The sequence below is a fragment of the Curtobacterium sp. 320 genome, assembly GCF_031455235.1.
Classification (GTDB): domain Bacteria; phylum Actinomycetota; class Actinomycetes; order Actinomycetales; family Microbacteriaceae; genus Curtobacterium.
Genome location: NZ_JAVDSI010000019.1, coordinates 13,375 through 32,919, shown reverse-complemented (window position 1 = coordinate 32,919; position 19,545 = coordinate 13,375). Strand labels below are relative to the sequence as shown.

Annotated in this window: 22 protein-coding genes; 5 read left to right on the top strand and 17 right to left on the bottom strand. The window is 70.2% G+C overall.

All coding sequences use genetic code 11. From position 1 onward, the window contains the following. Window positions 1-198: 198 nt before the first annotated feature. Window positions 199-486 (top strand): hypothetical protein, encoded by a 288-nt coding sequence (locus tag J2X60_RS17625; protein ID WP_071294526.1) that lies wholly within the window; start codon window positions 199-201, stop codon window positions 484-486. A 65-nt stretch (window positions 487-551) separates the two neighbouring features. On the opposite strand, the gene J2X60_RS17620 is transcribed toward J2X60_RS17625, so the two are convergent. From J2X60_RS17620 to J2X60_RS17605, 4 genes are all read right to left on the bottom strand, one after another. Further along, entirely contained in the window at window positions 552-908 is a 357-nt protein-coding gene (locus J2X60_RS17620) for a hypothetical protein (protein WP_309889355.1), read from the bottom strand. A gap of 81 nt (window positions 909-989) precedes the next feature. Then, window positions 990-1,178: a hypothetical protein gene (locus J2X60_RS17615; protein WP_309889353.1), complete on the bottom strand. Its 189-nt coding sequence runs from the start codon at window positions 1,176-1,178 to the stop codon at window positions 990-992. Window positions 1,179-1,668: 490 nt separating this feature from the next. Then, the gene (locus J2X60_RS17610) at window positions 1,669-2,133 is read right to left on the bottom strand and encodes a phage tail protein (RefSeq protein WP_309889351.1); all 465 of its coding nucleotides are present in this window, start codon (window positions 2,131-2,133) and stop codon (window positions 1,669-1,671) included. Window positions 2,134-2,228: 95 nt separating this feature from the next. Beyond that, window positions 2,229-2,618 carry a DUF2510 domain-containing protein gene (locus J2X60_RS17605; RefSeq protein WP_309889349.1) on the bottom strand — a complete coding sequence of 130 codons (390 nt, stop codon included), beginning with the start codon at window positions 2,616-2,618 and terminating at the stop codon, window positions 2,229-2,231. A gap of 155 nt (window positions 2,619-2,773) precedes the next feature. Here J2X60_RS17605 and J2X60_RS17600 point away from each other — a divergent pair, with 155 nt between their 5' ends. Further along, a complete protein-coding gene (locus J2X60_RS17600) occupies window positions 2,774-3,667 on the top strand; it encodes an LEM-3-like GIY-YIG domain-containing protein (protein WP_309889347.1) in 894 nt (297 codons plus the stop codon). Window positions 3,668-3,700: 33 nt separating this feature from the next. On the opposite strand, the gene ychF is transcribed toward J2X60_RS17600, so the two are convergent. After that, entirely contained in the window at window positions 3,701-4,774 is a 1,074-nt protein-coding gene (ychF, locus tag J2X60_RS17595; protein ID WP_309889345.1) for a redox-regulated ATPase YchF, read from the bottom strand. 11 nt (window positions 4,775-4,785) lie between these two features. Further along, window positions 4,786-5,373 carry a hypothetical protein gene (locus tag J2X60_RS17590; protein WP_309889343.1) on the bottom strand — a complete coding sequence of 196 codons (588 nt, stop codon included), beginning with the start codon at window positions 5,371-5,373 and terminating at the stop codon, window positions 4,786-4,788. 89 nt (window positions 5,374-5,462) lie between these two features. On the opposite strand from J2X60_RS17590, the gene J2X60_RS17585 reads away from it, so the two are divergent. From J2X60_RS17585 to J2X60_RS17575, 3 genes are all read left to right on the top strand, one after another. Next, window positions 5,463-6,098 (top strand): exonuclease domain-containing protein, encoded by a 636-nt coding sequence (locus J2X60_RS17585; protein ID WP_309889341.1) that lies wholly within the window; start codon window positions 5,463-5,465, stop codon window positions 6,096-6,098. An 89-nt stretch (window positions 6,099-6,187) separates the two neighbouring features. Then, window positions 6,188-6,646 carry an SRPBCC family protein gene (locus J2X60_RS17580; RefSeq protein ID WP_309889339.1) on the top strand — a complete coding sequence of 153 codons (459 nt, stop codon included), beginning with the start codon at window positions 6,188-6,190 and terminating at the stop codon, window positions 6,644-6,646. Window positions 6,647-6,731: 85 nt separating this feature from the next. Continuing rightward, a complete protein-coding gene (locus J2X60_RS17575) occupies window positions 6,732-7,490 on the top strand; it encodes a GntR family transcriptional regulator (protein ID WP_070416740.1) in 759 nt (252 codons plus the stop codon). 9 nt (window positions 7,491-7,499) lie between these two features. Here the strand turns inward: J2X60_RS17575 and J2X60_RS17570 are convergent, their stop codons facing one another. The 11 genes from J2X60_RS17570 to iolC form a co-directional block, all read right to left on the bottom strand. Beyond that, entirely contained in the window at window positions 7,500-7,907 is a 408-nt protein-coding gene (locus tag J2X60_RS17570; RefSeq protein ID WP_309889337.1) for a tautomerase family protein, read from the bottom strand. Between the two features lie 122 nt (window positions 7,908-8,029). After that, window positions 8,030-9,247: a Gfo/Idh/MocA family oxidoreductase gene (locus tag J2X60_RS17565; protein ID WP_309889335.1), complete on the bottom strand. Its 1,218-nt coding sequence runs from the start codon at window positions 9,245-9,247 to the stop codon at window positions 8,030-8,032. After that, the gene (locus tag J2X60_RS17560) at window positions 9,244-10,356 is read right to left on the bottom strand and encodes a transaldolase family protein (protein WP_309889333.1); all 1,113 of its coding nucleotides are present in this window, start codon (window positions 10,354-10,356) and stop codon (window positions 9,244-9,246) included. Before J2X60_RS17560 ends, J2X60_RS17565 begins: the two co-directional genes overlap by 4 nt. Next, window positions 10,353-11,222 (bottom strand): sugar phosphate isomerase/epimerase family protein, encoded by an 870-nt coding sequence (locus J2X60_RS17555; protein ID WP_309889331.1) that lies wholly within the window; start codon window positions 11,220-11,222, stop codon window positions 10,353-10,355. Before J2X60_RS17555 ends, J2X60_RS17560 begins: the two co-directional genes overlap by 4 nt. 3 nt (window positions 11,223-11,225) lie before the next feature. After that, a complete protein-coding gene (locus J2X60_RS17550; protein WP_309889329.1) occupies window positions 11,226-12,257 on the bottom strand; it encodes a Gfo/Idh/MocA family oxidoreductase in 1,032 nt (343 codons plus the stop codon). A gap of 20 nt (window positions 12,258-12,277) precedes the next feature. After that, the gene (locus J2X60_RS17545) at window positions 12,278-13,210 is read right to left on the bottom strand and encodes a sugar phosphate isomerase/epimerase (protein WP_309889327.1); all 933 of its coding nucleotides are present in this window, start codon (window positions 13,208-13,210) and stop codon (window positions 12,278-12,280) included. Between the two features lie 38 nt (window positions 13,211-13,248). Next, window positions 13,249-15,129, bottom strand: coding sequence for a 3D-(3,5/4)-trihydroxycyclohexane-1,2-dione acylhydrolase (decyclizing) (iolD, locus tag J2X60_RS17540; protein WP_309889383.1), 1,881 nt, complete (start codon window positions 15,127-15,129; stop codon window positions 13,249-13,251). Between the two features lie 17 nt (window positions 15,130-15,146). Next, complete coding sequence (gene iolB, locus J2X60_RS17535; protein WP_309889324.1) at window positions 15,147-16,049, bottom strand: 5-deoxy-glucuronate isomerase; 903 nt, start codon at window positions 16,047-16,049, stop codon at window positions 15,147-15,149. 6 nt (window positions 16,050-16,055) lie between these two features. Further along, entirely contained in the window at window positions 16,056-17,567 is a 1,512-nt protein-coding gene (locus tag J2X60_RS17530; RefSeq protein ID WP_309889318.1) for a CoA-acylating methylmalonate-semialdehyde dehydrogenase, read from the bottom strand. Further along, window positions 17,564-18,595, bottom strand: coding sequence for a deoxyribose-phosphate aldolase (locus J2X60_RS17525; protein WP_309889314.1), 1,032 nt, complete (start codon window positions 18,593-18,595; stop codon window positions 17,564-17,566). Before J2X60_RS17525 ends, J2X60_RS17530 begins: the two co-directional genes overlap by 4 nt. After that, window positions 18,588-19,541, bottom strand: a complete 954-nt coding sequence (iolC, locus tag J2X60_RS17520) for a 5-dehydro-2-deoxygluconokinase (RefSeq protein ID WP_396127756.1) — start codon at window positions 19,539-19,541, stop codon at window positions 18,588-18,590. The genes J2X60_RS17525 and iolC overlap by 8 nt, the downstream gene beginning before the upstream one ends. Between the last annotated feature and the right edge of the window lie 4 nt (window positions 19,542-19,545).

The following is a 19,545-nucleotide window of genomic DNA, read 5'->3' as shown; positions in this document are numbered from 1 at the left end:
GAATCGCGCACACCAAACCGTCTCGAAGCCGACTCACCCGAGTCGCATTCCCACGAGACCACCGCTCGATCCGAACGGACGAGCTGCACGTCGAAGCTCGACGTGCGCGCCCCGCACTCGATGCGTCGCGCCGGACTCAGCCGTCCGCCGACACCGAGTCGCCCTGGGCGCCGAACGACCAGGAAGTACCGCAACACCATGACCAGCAACGAACGAATCACCATCACCGGCACCGCCCTCGCGGCGCCGACCGTCTCTCCCGACCGCATCGCCGAGTTCGGTGTGCGCGACGAGCGCTCGCAGCGCGAGTACCTCGTCCGCATCCCGGCCGACGACCTCGGTCTCTTCATCACCCGTGGCGCCCGCGTCGACATCGACGGCGAGGCCGGCTGGACCGTGCCCGGTCGCTCGTGGCGCGGCGAGGCGAGCCGCACGCTCGTGCAGGCGCAGTCCGTCCGCGTCGGCGAACTGGCACTCGCAGCCTGAGCCCAGCACCCCACACACGACGAGGGCCGCCGAGCACTGCTCGGCGGCCTTCGTCGTGTGTGGGGTCAGTCGGTCTTGTCCGCGGCCGCCGTGTTCGCTTCGTCGGCGTCGGCGAAGCGGTGCCCGCCGTCGACGTCCACCGGCCGTTCCGTCCCCGCTCGCTCCGCAGCGTCCCGCAGCCGCCGGATGAACGCGTGGTCCTCGGGCTCGAGTTCGTCGTCGGGCGCCGCGCTCACGGTCAGCTCGCTCGCGGGACCGATCAGCACCGTCGTCCGGGTCACCGAGCCGTCGTCGGCCACCGCGGGGATCGCAACGGTGTCGGTCCTGCCGTTGGCACCGAGGATCGCCGCGTAGTCCGCGACCGCATCGGCGATCGCGTCCCCCGTGAGGATCTGGCTGCCGTCGTAGTGGATGTACTTCACGTTGCCTCCTAGCCTCTCGACGGTAGGTGGGCGTGGTGCGCGTGGGCCGAGCAAGCGCGTTCTGTGGCCAAACCGGACGGATCAGGCGCGCCGGCGTGCGGCAGCGACGAGCTGTGACGCCGCGGCCAGGACTCCGGGCACGATCGCGATCAGCCCTGCGGCCGTCGACCCCACGGAGATCAGAACGACCGCGCCCGCGAGCGCACCGACCGTCAGCACTTGCGCACCGATGACACCGATCACCACTGCTGCGGACTCCGCGCGGCTCACGCGCTCGATCGCGTCCGCCGCGACGGCTTCGGAACGGAGGTGGCAGTCGATCAGCTGCCGAGCTGACCCCCGACCACGAGCTCGTAGTCGCCGAGCGCTCGCGGGGAAGCAATGGGCCCGCTGAACAGTTCGGCAGCAGCTACCGCGAAAACGTCGTTCTCTCCGTCTTCCCGGTAGCCCGACCGAGCGCCGCTCTCCGCTGCTCCGTCAAGATCTTCCGCATCGCTCGCAGCCTGGTGGTGTCGCCCGACAGCCCGACACTCGCTCCGTGCAGGAGCGCGCTCACGATCTTCATCGTCATCGCGCAAGTCCCGTCCTCTCCATCGCAGTCACTCGATGCTCGCGCAGACGCGTCGACCGCCGCGAACATTCGGAATGTACGGGCGGATCGACTGTCCACCCCCATGATGGTGATCTGGAGGTGCCCCGATGCTCGTCAAACGCAGCGCCGCCCTCATCGCTGAGGCTGTGCCCCTCTGAGCGGGACGGATCAGTACTCGCCCTTGACGACGAAGTACGAACCGCGGATCGTCCCCGCCAGCTTCGACTTCTGCCGCGCGAACTTGAACGTGTCCGCCAGCTCCTCCGGCACCTCCATGCCGTCCGAGAGCTTGAACCCGACCGCCCGCTTACCGCCCGGCTCCAACGTGTAGAGGACGTTGACGGCGAGTCCGGACTCGTAGAAGACGTGTGTCCAGCGGATCCCGTCGACGAAGGCCTCGGTGGCTTCGAGCGGCTTCGAGGCGATGACCAGCCCGCGCTCGTCGTGCAGGACCTTCGTGACGTAGTCGACCAGGTCGGGTACGTCCTCGGCGGGGTGGGTGGTGAAGACGTGGTCGTACTTGTTCTTGAAGTAGCGGGCCTCGTTCGCCCGGAGCCCAGCGAGGGCGTCGGCGACCGGCGAGGACTCCAACCCGACGGTGGACACGTGCTCGAAGTCGACGACGTACGACATGGGGCCTCCTCGGCGATGGACTCAGCGCCAACCTAGCGCGGCGATGCGAACAGACGCCAAGCCAGCCGGTCCGACGCACGCATCCGCGGTTGCGGTCAGACGAGCTTCTCGAAGACCATCGTCGCCTGGATCCGGTCGCCGCCGCCGAAGCCGGTGCTGCCCGAGGACGACGTGGTGATCGTGTGCAGCCGGTACCCGAGCGCCGCCTGCGCGTTGATCGCCCGCTCGAGCTCCGTGAGGTTGCCGGACCCGGTACCGAAGAACTTCTCCTTGAGCACCACCTGCAGGACGACGTAGCTCATACCGGCTGGAGCAGCGCGCGGCTGCCCACCGGCGGAGGCCTCGGCCTGGATGCGGTCGATCACCCCGCCGAGTCCCGGTGACGGCGCTGCTGCGGGCCGCACCTGCTCCGTCCACGCGGAGCCGTCCCACCACCGCATCGTCCCGGAACCGTCGTCGTACCAGCCCGCCTGCGCGTTCGTCATGTACCCATCCTGGCGGCGTGCGATCGATTCCGGCGACGGCACTGCGAATCCCCCAGCACCGTCACCGGCGAAGCCGCGCGTTGGTCACGCTCACCAACATCGTGCCCTAGTCTCTTTGAGTAAACATCAACAACTCGGGGGGAAGAACCATGGCAGTGCAGACCGCGATCGACCCAAGCGTGCAGCAGCAGGTAGCGAACGAGCTTGGACTCTACGTCTACATGCTCGTCGATCCCGCGACGGGTGTGCCCTTCTACGTCGGGAAGGGAAAGGGCGAACGTTTCGCCTCCCACGGGAGGGAAGCGCTGCTCACGGACAGCGCCGAGACCCCGAGCAACAAGATCGCCAAGATCAAGGCGATCCGGGAACTCGGCGCTGAACCGGAGATCTGGATCGTCCGCTACGGCATGCGATCCGAGGTCGAGTACACGTCTGTCGAGGCCGCGTGCATCGACCTGCTCCGCTCGATGCCGGTCCTCGCACGGGCCACAGGAACCGTGCGGCTCCCCGGAGGCCAAGCCGCCCAGCTCACGAACGCGCGACGAGAGTCGGCCAAGGGGCACGGCATCATGCGACTCCAGGACCTTCTCGACGAGATGTCAGCGCCGCCGCTCGAGACGGACGAACCCCTGCTCATCGTTTCGCTCGGCGCGTGGACCAGCAGTCGCGAGGAGGCGCTCGACGGCTCCGAACTGGACGGCTACGGGTACAAGGCGGACTGGCTCCCGCGAGCGGAGCGCGAGAAGCACTCCCAGGAGATCGGGCAATCGGCGTCGAAGTGGTTCAAGTTCTCCGAAGCCACGGTCGAGCGCCACGGGATCGAGTACGCCGTCGCAGCGCATCGCGGCGTGACTCGCGCACTCCTCCGGATCGTCCCGGGCTCGTGGCAGCACCAAGGGTCGGGCACTCATCGCCGGAGCGGCTTCCGCTTCGAGGTTGTGAGCGACGGAGCACTGTTCGAGGAGACGGTCGGCGCGTACGGCCACCGCCTGCCGGAGAAGAGGCGTGGCGAGCAGTCGACGTTCCGCTACTGGCCCTACGCCCGCTGAGGACGGACCGAGGCGCACAACCCGGACGACGGGTCAGTTGTTGAAGCGGAACTCCACCACGTCGCCGTCCTGCATGACGTAGTCCTTGCCCTCGATCCGGGCCTTGCCGTGCGCACGGGCCTCGGCGATGGAGCCGGCAGCCATGAGGTCCTCGAACGAGATGACCTCGGCCTTGATGAAGCCCTTCTCGAAGTCGGTGTGGATCACGCCGGCAGCCTGGGGTGCCTTCCACCCCTTGCCGATCGTCCACGCGCGGGCTTCCTTCGGACCGGCCGTCAGGTAGGTCTGCAGCCCGAGGGTGTCGAAGCCGATGCGGGCGAGCTGGTCGAGGCCGGACTCGGTCTGTCCGGTCGATTCGAGGAGCTCGGCGGCGTCGGCCGGGTCGAGCTCGATCAGCTCGGACTCGACCTGCGCGTCGAGGAACACGGCCTGGGCGGGAGCGACGAGCGCGGCCAGTTCGGCCTTGCGGGACTCGTCGGTGAGGATCGCCTCGTCCACGTTGAAGACGAAGATGAACGGCTTGGCCGACAGGAGCCCGAGCTCGGCGATCGGTGCGAGGTCGATCGAGGTGGCGGACAGGAGCGTGCCCTCCTCGAGCGCTGCCTTGGCCTCACGAGCGGTCTCGAGCACGATCGGCTCGGCCTGCTTCAGCTTCACGGTCTTCTCGTACCGCGGCAGCGCCTTCTCGATGGTCTCGAGGTCGGCGAGGATCAGCTCGGTGTTGATGACCTCGAGGTCGTCCTTCGGCGACACCTTGTTCGCGACGTGCACGACGTCGTCGTCGGTGAAGCCGCGGACGACCTGGGCGATGGCGTCGGCTTCGCGGATGTTGGCGAGGAACTTGTTGCCGAGCCCCTCGCCCTCGCTCGCGCCCTTGACGATGCCGGCGATGTCGACGAACGACACGGGTGCCGGCACGGTCTTCTCGGAGTTGAAGAGCGTCGCGAGCTGGTCCAGCCGCGGGTCAGGGAGGTTCACCACGCCGACGTTCGGCTCGATCGTCGCGAACGGGTAGTTCGCGGCGAGGACCTGGTTCTTGGTCAGGGCGTTGAACAGGGTCGACTTGCCGACGTTCGGGAGACCGACGATTCCGATGGTGAGTGCCACGGGAGGACAGCCTACCGGCGGCCGCCTGCCGGGGCCGACCCGCGCCTCCAGTCCGACGCCTCGACCAGACGCGCGATCGCACGCTCGACGACGTCGAGGACGTCGGCCTGCAGCCACTGCGAGTGCCGCCAGTCGCCGCTCACCTGGAGCGCGTGGTCGGCACCGTCGACGGTCTGGAGGCGCGCAGCCGTCCCCGACGCCCGCTCGGGCCGCCACATGACGTCGGCTCCACCCCCGATCGCGACGTGCGCGTCGCTCGCGTCCGCGAGCGCCCGGGCGACCGCGTCGTGCGTGAGCACGGGCGTGAGCCAGATGCCGGCGACCTCGTTCCGGACCGCCCACGGCAGGGCGAAGCACCCGAAGGACTTCGCGACGACGAGGTCGGGCGACCGGTCTCCGAGCGCGTCGGCGACGGCGGCCTCGACGAACCCGACGGGATCGGCCGCAGCACGCTCGTCGACGTCCCAGCCGGGGGCGACGACCTCGCACCCGGCCGCGGTGGCGATCTCGCGGGACCACCACAGCAGCGGCGCCTGCTGCCCGTAACCGGACCCGGCGAGCACGAGGACGAGCGGCGGTCGGTCAGTGCGGTTCCCCATCAGCCCACCGTACGGCCGGGACGGCCGGCCCGGCCGCAACGCCGAGGGGCTTTGCGGCGATGTCGGCGCCGCGTGCGACGATCGGGACCGTGCCGTTGAACTTCACCGCGATCGACTTCGAGACCGCGAACAGCTCGCCCGCCAGCGCCTGCTCGGTCGGACTCGTCAAGGTCCGCGCGGGCAGGGTCGTCGAGCGGGCGTCGTGGTTCATCCGGCCGCCGCTCGGGCACGACGCCTTCCTCGAGCGGAACACCCGCATCCACGGCATCGTCGCGTCGGACGTCGTCGGGGCGAAGTCGTGGGAGCAGCAGTACCCGGACATCGTGGCGTTCGCCGACGGGGACGTCCTCGTGGCGCACAACGCCCGCTTCGACATGGGCGTGATCGCCGGTGGGTGCTCGGCGACGGGGATCGACCTCGCGGAACACCACTCGCTGTGCTCGCTGCAGGTCGCCCGCAAGACCTACACGCTCGACTCCTACCGACTGCCGATGGCGGCACGGGCCGCCGGGTACGAGGGCTTCCAGCACCACGACGCGGCCGCCGATGCCGAGGCGTGCGCGGCGATCGTCGTGCACGCGGCCGGGCACCACGGGACGGACACGGTCGAGGCGCTCGGCGCGGCCGTCCGGGTCGCCATCGCTCCGGTGCGGGCCCGTGCGGAGAAGCCGCGGACGGCTGCGCAGCCCCGGCTGTCGAACCGCCCGATGATCTTCGCCGACTGACGGCGCTCCGCGCGACCTGACAGCGCACCGCACGACCTGACTGCGCTCTGCACGACCCGGGGGCGCCGCCCGCCCACTACGCTCGGCGCATGGCTGCGACCACCACCATCGAGCGCGACGTGGTCATCGCCGCGCCGGCTTCCACGATCCTCCCCCACCTCGCCGACCTCCACCGTTGGGTCGAGTGGTCGCCGTGGGAGGGCCGCGACCCCGACCTGCACCGCGAGTACGGCGGCGAGCCGGGAGCGGTCGGCTCGACGTACGCGTGGAAGGGCAACCGGAAGGCCGGCAGCGGCGACATGGTCGTTCGTCGGGTCGAGCCCCACGACGTGGAGATCGGACTCCGGTTCACGGCGCCGTTCCGCTCGTCGAACACCACCGCGTTCCGGCTCCACGAGGTCCCGGACGGCACCCGTGTGGTCTGGACGATGACGAGCCCGGTGACGGTGACGTCGCGGATCGTCGGGCTGTTCATGAACATGGAGCAGTTCGTCGGCGGGGACTTCGAGAAGGGCCTCGCGCGGCTCAAGGCCCTCGTGGAGCGCTGACGGCGACGGACCCACGGCCGCGCTGGCCGGTCCGCCGCAGGCCCGGTGGTATTGTCACGACAATCCCTACTGCTGAAGGACCGCGATGACCAACGAAGGCCAGCTGCCGTCCGACCTGTTCATGGACCTGGACCGGTCGGGTCCGATGCCCCTGTACTTCCAGGTCGCCTCGCGCATCGAGGAGTCGATCCGCTCCGGCGCGATGCCCCCGGGTGCCCGCCTCGAGAACGAGATCGCCCTCGGTGAGCGGCTCGGGCTGTCCCGGCCGACGATCCGCCGGGCGATCCAGGACCTCGTCGACAAGGGCCTGCTCGTGCGCCGGCGCGGGATCGGCACCCAGGTCGTGCACGGCCCGGTGACCCGTAAGGTCGAGCTGACCAGCCTCTACGACGACCTCGCACAGGGGTCGCAGGCGCCGGCGACGAAGCTCCTCGAACGCAACGACGTGCCCGCCCCGGACGCCGTCGCCGAGGCGCTCGGCATCGCACCGGGCACCACGGTCGCCCACATCCGTCGCGTGCGCTTCGCCGAGGACGTCCCGATGGCGATCCTCGAGAACTACCTGCCGCCGGAGTTCCTCGAGATCACCGACGACGACCTGCAGACCCATGGCCTGTACCAGCTCCTGCGCGGCCGCGGCGTGACCATGCGGGTCGCGAAGCAGCGCATCGGCGCCCGTGCGGTCACCGACGAGGAGGCCGGCCTGCTCGAGATCGAGGACGGCGACCCGGTGCTCACGATGAGCCGCACCGCGTACGACGCCTCGGGCCGCGCGGTCGAGTACGGCGTGCACTGCTACCGCCCCGACCGTTACTCGTTCGAGGTCACGCTCGTCGACAAGTAGGCGGCCCGCTCAGGCGAACGAGGGGACCCCGAGTTCGCCGGTCACGTACTGCGCCCGGCCGAAGCCGAAGGACCAGTCCTCCGGTCCGTTCTCGACGTACCCGATGAAGACGTCCTCGGACGCGACACCGACCCCGGCAAGGCTGTCGTGGATCGCGCGGTAGAGCTCCTGCTTCGCGGCCTGGTCGCGCCCGCGCTGCGTGAAGACCTGGATCATCACGACCCCGTCGGTGCGCTCGAACCCGAGTCCGGCGTCCTCGGCGATGATCTGCTGCGCCGGGTGCTCCGTGACGATCTGGAACCGGTCGCGTGCGGGGATGCCGTACACGTCGACGATGGCGGTGTGGATCGCGTCGGCGACGGCACGCACGGCCTCGGGCGTGCGGCCGGTGGCGAGGTCGATACGGACGAGCGGCATGGTGCCTCCTGCAGGTCGATACTTTGTCCTGACAAACTAACATGGATTGCGACCGCAGGACAGAGCAGACGGGAGGCGCGGTGCCAGCTGGCTCCGCGCCTCCCGTCCGTCGGGTCGTGCGTCTAGAGCACGGGGGTCGCCGCCGCGTAGGTGAGCGGTCCGTCGACGCGCGCCACCTCGTGCCACGCCCCGTCGGCGAGCGACGCCTCCGCCGCTTCCACGATCGACGCAGCCGCCAGGCCGTCGGCGACCGATGGCGCGAGCTGCTCCCCGCGCCGGACGCTCGCGATGAACTGCGCGGCCTCGACGGACTTCAGGTCGTCGTACCCCATGGCGGTGCCGGCGCCCGGCTGGAAACGGGCGAACTCGCCGTCCCCCGCGGCCACGTAGTGGGTGGCGTAGCCGTCGACCTCTTGCCCGTCGAGGTAGACCTCGAGCTCGTTGAGGCGCTGGAAGTCCCACCGCACCGAGCCCTTCGTGCCGTACACCTCGAGCGTGTACTCGGCGTGCGGCCCCCGCATGACGCGGCTGGAGTCCATCGTGCCGACAGCGCCGTCCTCGAAACGGAAGAGCAGGGCCGCGTAGTCCTCGTTCTCGACGGGCTTCCGCTCCCCCGTCGCGGCAGCGCTGCGGTCGACGATGCCAGCGCCGGGGAGCGGTCGGTCGACGATGAAGGTCTCCGCGAGCGCCGTCACGGACGCGATCCGGCCGACGACGTACTGCGCCAGGTCGAGCCCGTGCGAGAGCAGGTCGCCGAGGACGCCCGAGCCGGCACGCTCGCGCTCGAAGCGCCAGGTCAGCGGCGCCGCGGGGTCGGACGAGTAGTCGGCGAGGAGCGACCCGCGGACGTTCGTGATCCGGCCGAGGCGCCCGCTGCGGACGAGTTCGCGCGCCCGTTCGATCGCCGGGGCGTGCCGGTAGTTGAAGCCGACGCTCGTGATGACACCGGCGCGCTGCACGGCCTCGTGGATCTGTCGGGAGTCGCTGGCGTACCGGCCCATCGGCTTCTCGATCCAGAACGGCTTGCCCGCCTCGGCAGCGGCGACCGCCATCTCGCGGTGCAGGAAGTTCGGCGAGCAGATCGAGACGACGTCGACCTCGGGGTCGGCGAGGACCTCGTGGTAGTCGGCGACGGCCCGCTCGTAGCCCAGGCGGGTCACGGCCTGGTCGCGTGCAGCCTCGATCGGGTCGGCGGCGACGACGAGCCGGGGGTGGACGCCGAGCTCCGGGAAGTGGTCGGGCAGGGCGCGGTAGGCACGGGAGTGCAACCGGCCCATCCAGCCGACCGAGATGAGACCGACACCGATGGTGGCGACGTCGGCGGACGCGGCTGCGCTCATGCTGCCGGCACGATGATGTCGCGGACCAGGGCGTCGAGCTTCGCGTCGGCGTCGAGGAACTGGCGCAGCGTGGTCACCGTGGCGCCGAAGCGGTCGAACTCGTCGATCGTCATGCCGTCGACGTCGTAGCCCCGGGCGAACTCCGGCGTGGCCGCACGCAGCGCGTCGATGACGTGCGCGGGGACCTCGTCGTGGATGGCGTCCGGACGGAACGGGAACGCGTTGTCGTTGATGTCCTTCGACCACTGGAACGGTGGTGACACGACGAGGTCACCACCCTGGAACTCCGACCACTGCATCGCGTTCCGGAAGGCGGCGACGAGCACGCGCGACCGGAAGCCGCGCTCCTGGAACACCCGGTACGCGTGCTTCACGGCAGCGACACCGGCCCACTCGAGGATGCCGGGGTCGACCATCACGTGGTCGCGCTTGACGACGGTCTTGAGCCAGTCGTCGAAGCGGCCGGCCATCAGCGTGACGACGTGGCCGAACTCCTGCTGGGGCAGACCCTCGGCGGCACGGCGGTCGAGGGCGCGCTCGATGGCCTCGCCCACGGCGACGACCTGCGGCACGGTGAACGACACGGTGGCGTTGATCGAGACACCGCGGTACGCGGCCTCCTCGATGGCGGCGATGCCGACCTTCGTGGCGGGGATCTTCACGATGATGTTCGGCGCGAGCTGCGAGAACCGCACGGCCTGTTCGACGAGGGCGTCCCGGTCGCGGTGGAGACGCGGGTCGGTCTGCATGCTCAGCCGGCCGTTGCGGCCACCCGACGCCTCGAAGGCGGGCAACAGCTGCGCGGCAGCGGCGATCGAGAGCTCCTCGACGGCCTTCCAGCCGATCCAGGACTCCCCCGCGGTCGGGTGCTCGGCGGCGATCTCGCGGATGCGCGGGACCCAGGTGTCGGGGTCCTGCTGGATGCAGGTGTACGCGATCACCGGGTTGCAGGTCGCCCCGACGGCACCGTACTCGTGGATCGCGGTGGACAGCTCGCGCGGATCGGCGGAGTCGTTCCACAGGGCGGTCACGGTCTGCGACGCGGCCTGCAGGGTGACGGGTCGGACGTCGGTGCCGGTGGGCGTCGGGGTCTCGAGGGCGGTCGTCATCGGTTCAGTCCCTTCGTGATCGTGTCGAGCTGGAAGCGGGAGACCTCGTCGGCGTTCTCGTCCTCGGCGAAGACGCTCGACACCGCGACGGTGTCCTCGCGCGACGTGAAGCCGACTCGGTCGAGGGCGGCCCAGAAGGCGTCGAAGTCGACGTCCGCCTGCCCGACGGGGAGGTGCTGGTGCACGCGCACGGGGTTGCCCGGCGGGTTCGTGATGTAGCGGAGGCCGTGCGACCGTCGGTGGTCGTAGGCGTCGGCGACATGGATGAGTTGCAGCGAGTCGCCCGCGGCGTCGATGATCTCGTCCATGTTGCCGCCGTAGTGGAAGGTGTGGCAGGCGACGTAGACGAACCCGACGTGCTTCGAGTTGAGGCCGCGGATGACCCGGAGGGCCTCGAGGCCGTCCTCGACGAAGTCGTCCGGGTGCGGATCGATGAGCACGCGGAGTCCGGCGTCCTCGATGATCGGCAGGAGCTCCTCCATCGAGCGGTAGAAGGCGTCCTCGGACTCCTCGGGGCGCTCGGGGCGGCCGGAGAACTCGGTGTTGATCGTGTCGACGCCGAGGCGTTTCGTGATCTCGATGACCCGCTTCCACTTCGTCACCGCGGCCTCGCGGGCGTCACGGTCGGGCCCGGACCACCGGAGGACCGGCAGGACCGACGCGACCTGCACCCCGGCCTTCCGGCACGCTGCAGCGAACGCGTCGACGAGGTCGTCGTCGGCCTTCGGGTGCCGGTAGAAGGGGATGAAGTCCTGGTGCGGGGTGAGCTGCAGGTACTCGTAGCCGAGGTCCGCGACCTTCTGCGGGAACTCCAGCAGCGACAGGTCGTGGTGGAACGGCGTCGGGTCGAGTGCGATCTTCGGCATCGATCAGGCCGTCTCGTAGAACGCCGGCTTCGCGGTGGCGTAAGCGACCTGCTCCAGCGCACCGGTCTGCTGCGCACGCACGGCCACCTCGGCGACGACGGACGCCGTGTAGCCGTCCCAGGCGCTCGGCCCGTCGATGCCGCCGGTCTTGGCGGCGTCGACCCAGCGCTGGACCTCCTCGTCGTAGGCGGCGCCGAAGCGCTCCACGAACGACGGGGTGACGCCCTGGCCGGACACGCCCTGCGACACGAGGTTCAGCGAGGTCTCGCGGCCGATGTAGGCGACACCCGACTCGAACACCGCGTCGGTCGTGACCTGGTAGCCGAACTGGGCATTGACGTTGATCTCGACGATCGCCATCGTGCCCGACTCGGTGGTGAACAGGACGAACTGCGGCTCGGGCAGGTCGGCCGGTGCGAGGGAGTTCTTGCGCGGCTTCTTCACCTCGACGGCGACGATCGGCTCCCCCGTGATGAACGGGATGATGTCGATCTCGTGGATCACCGAGTCGTGGATCAGCATCGACTCGCTGAAGTTCGGCGGGGTCGTCGGGTTGCGGTGCGCGTGGTGCAGCGCGAGCAGGGCACCGTTCGACCCGGACTCCCGCAGCGCACGGAGCTCCTGGTAGCCCTTGTCGAACCGGCGCATGAAGCCGACCTGGATCTTCGGGCGGGCGGACGTCGCCTGCTCGAGCTCGACGATCCGCAGGGAGTCCGCGGCCGACGTCGTGAGCGGCTTCTCGCAGAGGACGGCGAGTCCGCGCTCGATCGCGGGCACGAGGACGGGCTCGTGCAGGAAGCCCGGGGTCGCGACGATGACGGCGTCGATCGGGGTGGCGTCGAGTGCGTCCTCGAACGACGACGCGGTGATCGCACCCGGGGCCTTCGCCGCGGCCGCGGTGGCCCGGGCGGTGTCGGGGTCGACGATCGCGACGACGTCGGCGCCGGCGATGGTCGACGTGATGCGACGCACGTGGTCGCTGCCCATCGCGCCCGCTCCGACGACGGCGACGCGGAGGTTCTCGGTGGTGCTCATGCTGGGTTCTCCTGGGGGTGTCAGAGGGCGCGGGCGGCGGCGGTCGAGCCGAAGATGTGCTGGAACGTGCGCTCGGCGATCGGGCCGGGAGCGTCGACGGAGCAGCCGTACATGTCCTGCTCGACGATGCCGAAGATGTCCGGGTTGATCTTCGCGACGGCCTCGATGATGGGCGCGAGCTCCGGCGTGCCGTGCGGCGGCTCGGTCATGATCCCCTGCGCCACCGCGGTGGCGAACGGGACGTCGTTCTTCAGGACGTCGGGGAGCAGGTCGGTGTCGACCTGCTTGAGGTGCAGGTAGCCGACGCGCTCGGGGTGCTCGGCGATGAGCTTCAGGTTGTCGCCGCCGTAGTAGGCGAAGTGACCGGTGTCGAGGCAGAGGTTCGTGTACGCCGGGTCCGTCTCGGACAGGAAGCGCACGGTCTCCGTGTACGTGCCGACGTGGCTGTCCGCGTGCGTGTGGAACTGCTGGTGCACGCCGAACTCCTCGAGCAGCGCCTTGCCGAGCTGGTCGTGGCCCTTGCCGAGGCGCTCCCACTGCTCGTCCGTCAGCGTGCGCGATTCGAGCACCTCCTCCGTGGCGTCCGAGCGCCAGAGGTCCGGGATGGTCACGAGGTGCTCGGCGCCGAGCGTGGCGGCGAGACCGGCGACCTTGACGGCCTGGTCCCAGGCGCGCTGGAACTGGTCGTCGCCCTTGTGGAACCCGGTGAAGACGGTGCCGGCTGACAGCTGCAGCCCGCGGGACTCCAGTTCGTCGCGCAGCTGCGAGGGGTCGGTGGGCAGGTACCCGTACGGCCCGAGCTCGATCCACTTGTAGCCGGCCGCGGTCGCCTCGTCGAGGAAGCGCTGCCACGGGACCTGCTTCGGGTCGTCGGGGAACCAGACGCCCCACGAGTCGGGGGCGGTGCCGATCCGGATGGCGTCGGTGGCGGTGGCGGTGGCGGTGTCGGTCATGACGTCGTCGTCTGCTTTCTGCGTGTGGTGGGAGGTGTTCAGCCGAGCAGGGGACGCTGCGCGGCGACCTGCTGCTCGTACGCGGCGCGGGCCTGCTGGGTGCTCGGCAGCGTGGAGGTCTGGGCGACCGGGACGTCCCACCAGCCGTCGCCCTCGGGGGCGTAGACGAGCGGGTCCGAGTGGACGTGCACGAGCGTGGTGTGGTCGTTCGCCTTCGCCTGACGCACCGCGGACTTGAGGTCCTCGATCGCGTTCGGCCCGGGCTGCACCTCGATGACGTCGACCCCGTACGAGCGGGCGTTGGCGGCGAGGTCGACGGGGAGCACGTCGTCGCCCTCGAACGAGCCGGTCTCGTCGAGGTAGCGGTACTTCGTGCCGTACCGCTCGGACCCGACCGTCTCGGACAGGTGCCCGATGGACGCGTACCCGTTGTTCTGGATGAGGACGACCACGATCTTGATGCCCTCGGCCACGGCCGTGACGAGCTCGGTGTGCAGCATGAGGTAGCTGCCGTCGCCGACCATGACGATCGCGTCGCGGTCCGGCGCGGCACGACGGACGCCGATGCCCCCGGCGATCTCGTAGCCCATGCACGAGAACGCGTACTCGACGTGGTACCCGAGCGCGTCCCGCACCCGCCAGAGCTTGTGCAGGTCGCCCGGCAGCGATCCGGCCGCCTGGATGACGACGTCGCGCGGATCGGTGGCGGACTGCACCGCGCCGATGATCTCGGACTGACCGGGCACGGCCAGGCCGGACGGTGCGAAGGCCTGGTCGACCACGGCGTCCCACTCGTGCTTCCGCTGCGCGATCTCGGCCGCGTACCCGGCGTCCACCGAGAACGCGGCGAGGTGCTCGGCGAGCGCGACGAGCGTCTCGCGCGCATCCGCGACGATCGGCAACTGCGACCCGTGCTTGTAGGCGTCGAACGCGGCGACGTTGACGTTGACGAACGTGACGTCCGGGTCCTGGAACGCCGTCCGGGAGGCCGTTGTGAAGTCGCTGTACCGCGTCCCGATCCCGATGACGACGTCGGCCTGCGCGGCGATCGCGTTCGCCGCGGCGGTGCCGGTCGCGCCGATCCCGCCGAGGTACTGCGGGTGGTCCCAGACGAGCGACCCGCCGCCGGCCTGCGAGGTGCCGACCGGGATGCCGGTGGCCTCGACGAACGCCGCGAGTTCCTGCTCCGCACCGGAGTACAGCACGCCACCGCCGGCGACGATGACGGGACGCTTCGCCGCCCGGATCGCCGCGACCGCACGCGCCAGCGGGCCGTGCTCGGGCAGCGGCCGGCGGATGTGCCACTCACGCGGCTGCAGGAAGGCGACGGGGACGTCGAGCCGCTCGGCCTGGACGTCCTCGGGCAGGGCGATGGTCACGGCGCCGGTCTCGGCCGGGTCGGTGAGCACCCGCATCGCCGCGAGCGCGATCGAGAACAGCTGCTCCGGACGCTCGACGCGGTCGAAGTACCGGGACAGCGGACGGAACGCGTCGGTCACCTGCAGCGAGGTGTCGTGCGGCAGCTCGATCTGCTGGAGCACCGGGTCGGTCGTGCGCGTGGCGAAGGTGTCCGACGGCAGCAGGAGTGCGGGCAGCCGGTTGGTCGTCGCGAGCGCCGCGGCGGTCAGCATGTTCGCGGCGCCCGGGCCGACCGACGCCGTCGCGGCGAAGGTGGCACGGCGGCGGTGCATGCGGGCGAAGCCGACGGCCTCGTGCACCATCGCCTGCTCGTTGCGGGCCTGGTGGTACGGCAGCAGGCCGGGCTGCTCGACGTGGAGCTGCTTGATGGCCTGGCCGACGCCGGCGACGTTGCCGTGCCCGAAGATGCCGAAGATCCCCGGGATGGTGCGTTCGCGGACGTCACCGTCGACGGTCCACTGGTTGGCCAGGAACTCGACGAGTGCCTGGCCGACGGTCATCCTCCGCGTGTTGGTGGTCACGCGAGCTTCCTTTCGTAGGGCAGGCGTGGGTCGATCGACTCGGATTCCCACACCTGGCGGACCCAGCCGTGCGCCGGGTCGTCGGTGATGTTCCAGACGCGTTCCGGGTCGGGCCCGGCCATCACGTTGAGGTAGTACATGTCGTAGCCCGGCGCCGCGACGGCGGGACCGTGCCAGCCGTACGGCACGAGGGCGATGTCGCCGGTCCGCACCTGCCGGAACTCGTCGATCGCGCGGTCGTCGGACGCGTAGGTCCGGTGCAGTGCGAACGGGTCGGCGGTGGTCGGTGCGGAGTCCCCGCGCGCGACGGCGGACTCGTAGTAGTAGATCTCCTCGAGGTTCGACTCCTCGCCGGGCACGGTCGTGTCGTGCTTGTGCGGCGGGTACGACGACCAGTTGCCGGCCGGCGTGATCACCTCGCACACGATGAACTTGTCCGCGTCGAGCGCGGCCGGGGTGCCGAAGTTGTGCACCTGCCGGCTGGACTGCCCGGCACCGCGGAGCTCGACCGGCACGTCCTGCCGGGCCACGTACGTCGTCGGTTTGACGGTGTCGGTGGGTGCCTCGGCGACCGCGAGCCGACCGGTGCCGGTGATCCGCGCCTCCGTCCCCGAACCGAGGTACAGGACGTCGGTCGGTCCGTCGAACACGCTCGAACGTCCGTCGAGGGCCTGGTCGCCGTTCCCGGCGGCGCCCGCGTACGTGACGTGGAACGATCCGGCGAGCGGCACGACGATGCGCTCCACGGCGTCGGCCTGGAGGCGCAGCTCGCCCCCGTCGGTCAGCGCGCCGGTCCGCAGACCGGTGTGCGCCCACCCCGCGACACGGCCGTCGATCACGTCCGTCCAGCCCGCCTCGGGGCGGGAGCCGGCGGGGTTGAACCAGTTGTCGGTCGTCACGAGCGCTCAGCCGTTCGACGGGAAGCCGAGGTTGATGCCGCCGTGCGACGGGTCGAGCCAGCGGCTCGTGATCGCCTTCTGGCGGGTGAAGAAGCTCACGCCGTCGGCGCCGTACGCCTTGTGGTCGCCGAACAGCGAGTTCTTCCAGCCACCGAACGAGTAGTACGCGACGGGGACGGGGATCGGCACGTTGATGCCGATCATGCCGACCTGCACGTCGCGCTGGAAGCGACGGGCAGCGCCGCCGTCGTTGGTGAAGATGGCGGTGCCGTTGCCGAACGCCCCGCTGTTGATGAGCTCGAGGCCCTCCTCGTAGGAGGCGACGCGGACGACGCTGAGCACCGGGCCGAAGATCTCCTCGGTGTAGACGCGGCTCGTGGTGGGGACCCGGTCGATGAGCGTCGGGCCCAGCCAGAAGCCGTTCTCGTCGCCGTCGGGTCGGACGGTGCGGCCGTCCACCACAACCACCGCACCGTCCTGCTCTGCGACCTCGATGTACGAGGCGACCTTGTCACGGTGCTGCTTCGTGACGAGCGGGCCCATGTCGCACCCGCGACGACCGTCGCCGATGCGCAGGGTCGCCGCGCGCTCCGTGATCTTCTCGATGAGCTCGTCGGCCACCGGCTCGACGGCGACGACGACCGAGATCGCCATGCAGCGCTCACCGGCGGAGCCGAAGCCCGCGTTGATGGCGTTGTCCGCGACGAGGTCGAGGTCCGCGTCCGGCAGGACCAGCATGTGGTTCTTCGCACCGCCGAGGGCCTGCACGCGCTTGCCGTGCTTCGTGCCCGTCTCGTAGACGTACTGCGCGATCGGGGTCGACCCGACGAAGGAGATCGACTCGACGTCGGGGCTGGTGAGGAGCCCGTCGACGCTCAGCTTGTCGCCGTTCAGGACGGTGAAGACACCGTCGGGCAGTCCGGCCTCCTTGAACTTCTCGGCGAGCCAGATCGCGGCGCTCGGGTCCTTCTCGCTCGGCTTCAGCACGACGGTGTTGCCCGCAGCGATCGCGATCGGCAGGAACCACAGCGGCACCATGGCGGGGAAGTTGAACGGGCTGATGATGCCGACGACACCGAGCGGCTGACGGATCGAGTACACGTCGATGCCGGTCGACACCTGGTCGCTGAACTCACCCTTGAGCAGGCTCGGGATGTTCGTCGCCAGCTCGACGACCTCTTGCCCGCGGGCGATCTCGCCGAGGGCGTCGTCGATGACCTTGCCGTGCTCGCTCGTGATGATCTCGGCGAGCTCCGCCTTGTCGCGGTTGAGGACCTCGCGGAAGGAGAACAGGATCTGCTGGCGCTTCGACAGCGACAGGTTGCTCCACGCCGGGAACGCCGCCTTCGCACTCGCGATCGCCGCCTGGATCTCCTCCTCGTTCGCGAGGGCGACCTGCTTCGTCGCGACCCCGAGCGCCGGGTCGTACACCGGGGCCGTGTTGCCGGACGTCGACGCGACGCGTGCCCCGTCGATCCAGTGCCCGATGGTCGTGGTGGCGGTCTCGGTGGTGGTCATGCGTTGCTTCCTTCCGGGATGGACGAGTCCATGGTGGTGGCGCCCGCGAGCCGAGCGGCTGGGTCGTGGGATTCTGTGGAGAACCCGGCCCGGGCCTCCTGGGTGTGGACGGACCCCCCGGACGCGCCTTCAGGCGCCTCCTGGGTGTGGACGAGCCCGGCGGCCACGTCCACGGCTGCGGTGACGTCGCCGTCCGGCGGGTAGAGCAGCGTGCGGCCGACGACCAGGCCGCGCACCCCGGGGAGTGCCAGCGCGTCGGCCCACTTGGCGTAGGTCTCGAGCGGACGGGTCGACGGGTCCCCGCCGAGCAGCAGGGTCGGCAGCGTCGTCGCGGCCATCACCCGCTCCATGTCGTCCACGACCGGGATCTTGAGCCAGCTGTACGCGCTCGACTCCCCCAGTCCCGCGGCGATCGCCATCGAGGTGATCACAGCGTCGGCGGTCAGGTCGTTGACGACCCGGCCGTCCTGCCACGCGGACATGAACGGCTCGAGCATGATCGGCAGCCGGAGCGCAGCCGCCTCGCTGACCGCCCGGGCCGTGGCCTCGAGGGTCGGGGCGGTGCCCGAGTCCTCCAGGGCGATGCGCACCAGGAGCTTGGCGAAGTCCAGCCCGGAGTCCTTGATGGCCTGCGCCGAGTACGCCGTGTAGCGGTCGTCCATCTCGAACGTCGCGCCCCGGAGGCCACCGCGGTTCATCGAGCCGACCACGACCTTGTCGTCGAGGGCACCCAGGAGTGCGAGGTCCTCGAGGATGTCCGGCGTGCCGAGCACCCCGTCCACGCCGGGGCGTCCGAGCGCCGTGACGAGCCGCTCGAGCAGGTCGTACCGGTCGGCCATGGCGGACTCGTCGTTCCGGACGGCCAGGGCTCCGCGTGCCGGGTGGTCGGCGGCCACGATGAAGAGCTTGCCGTCGTCGGCGAGCAGGGAGCGCTTGCGTCGGGCGTCGAGCGCGGCCCGCACGAGCTCCGGCTGCCCGGCGCGGACGTCCCGCAGCCGCGCGAAGTCGGCGGTGCTGATCTCAGGCATTGACGGCCTCCTCCGTGGGGTTGTCCTGCAGGAACTGCTCGATCTCGTCGCTCGTCGGCATCGCGGTGGAGCACTCGAACCGGGTCGCGACGATCGCGCCGGCGGCGTTGCAGAACGCGAGGGTCCGCTCGAGCCCCCAGCCCTGCAGCAGTCCGTGGGTGAGTGCCCCGCCGAAGCCGTCGCCCGATCCGAGACCGTTGACGACGTCGATGTGGTGCGGGCGGAACTCGACGAACTCGTCGTGGGTCTTGGCGAGGACGCCCTTCGGCCCCTGCTTGACGATGGCGATCTCGACCCCGCGCTCGAGCAGGGCGTCGGCGGCGCGGACGGGGTCGGTCTCACCGACGGCCACCTCGCACTCCTCGCGGTTGCCCACGGCGACGGTCGCGTGTTCGAGGGCGACGGCGACCTCGCGCGTCGCGGCCTCGGGCGACGACCAGAACATGGACCGGTAGTCGAGGTCGAGCACGGTGTGCCGGGCGGTCGGGGACGCGGCGGCACTGCGCGCTTCGTACGCCACGTGGTGGGCCTGGCGGCTCGGCTCCTCGCTGAGGCCGGTGACCGTCGTCCAGAAGATCTTCGCCCGCTCGATCTCGTGCAGCGGCAGGGACTTCGCCGTGATCATGAGGTCCGGAGCCTTGGGTGCCCGGTAGAAGTACAGCGGGAAGTCGTCCGGCGGGAAGATCTCGCAGAACGCGACGGGGGTGTTCAGCCCCTCGACCGTCTCGACGAAGGCGTTCGCGACACCGAACTCCGGCAGGGTCCTGGCGATGTAGCGGCCGAACGGGTCGTTGCCCGTGCGCGTGATGACCGCCGCGTCGGCTCCGTGCCGGGCTGCTGCGATCGCGACGTTCGTGGCGCTGCCGCCGACGGACTTCGAGAACGTCGAGACGTCTTCGAGCGGCCCCGTCTGCTGCGGGTAGATGTCGACGCTCACACGTCCCATCGTG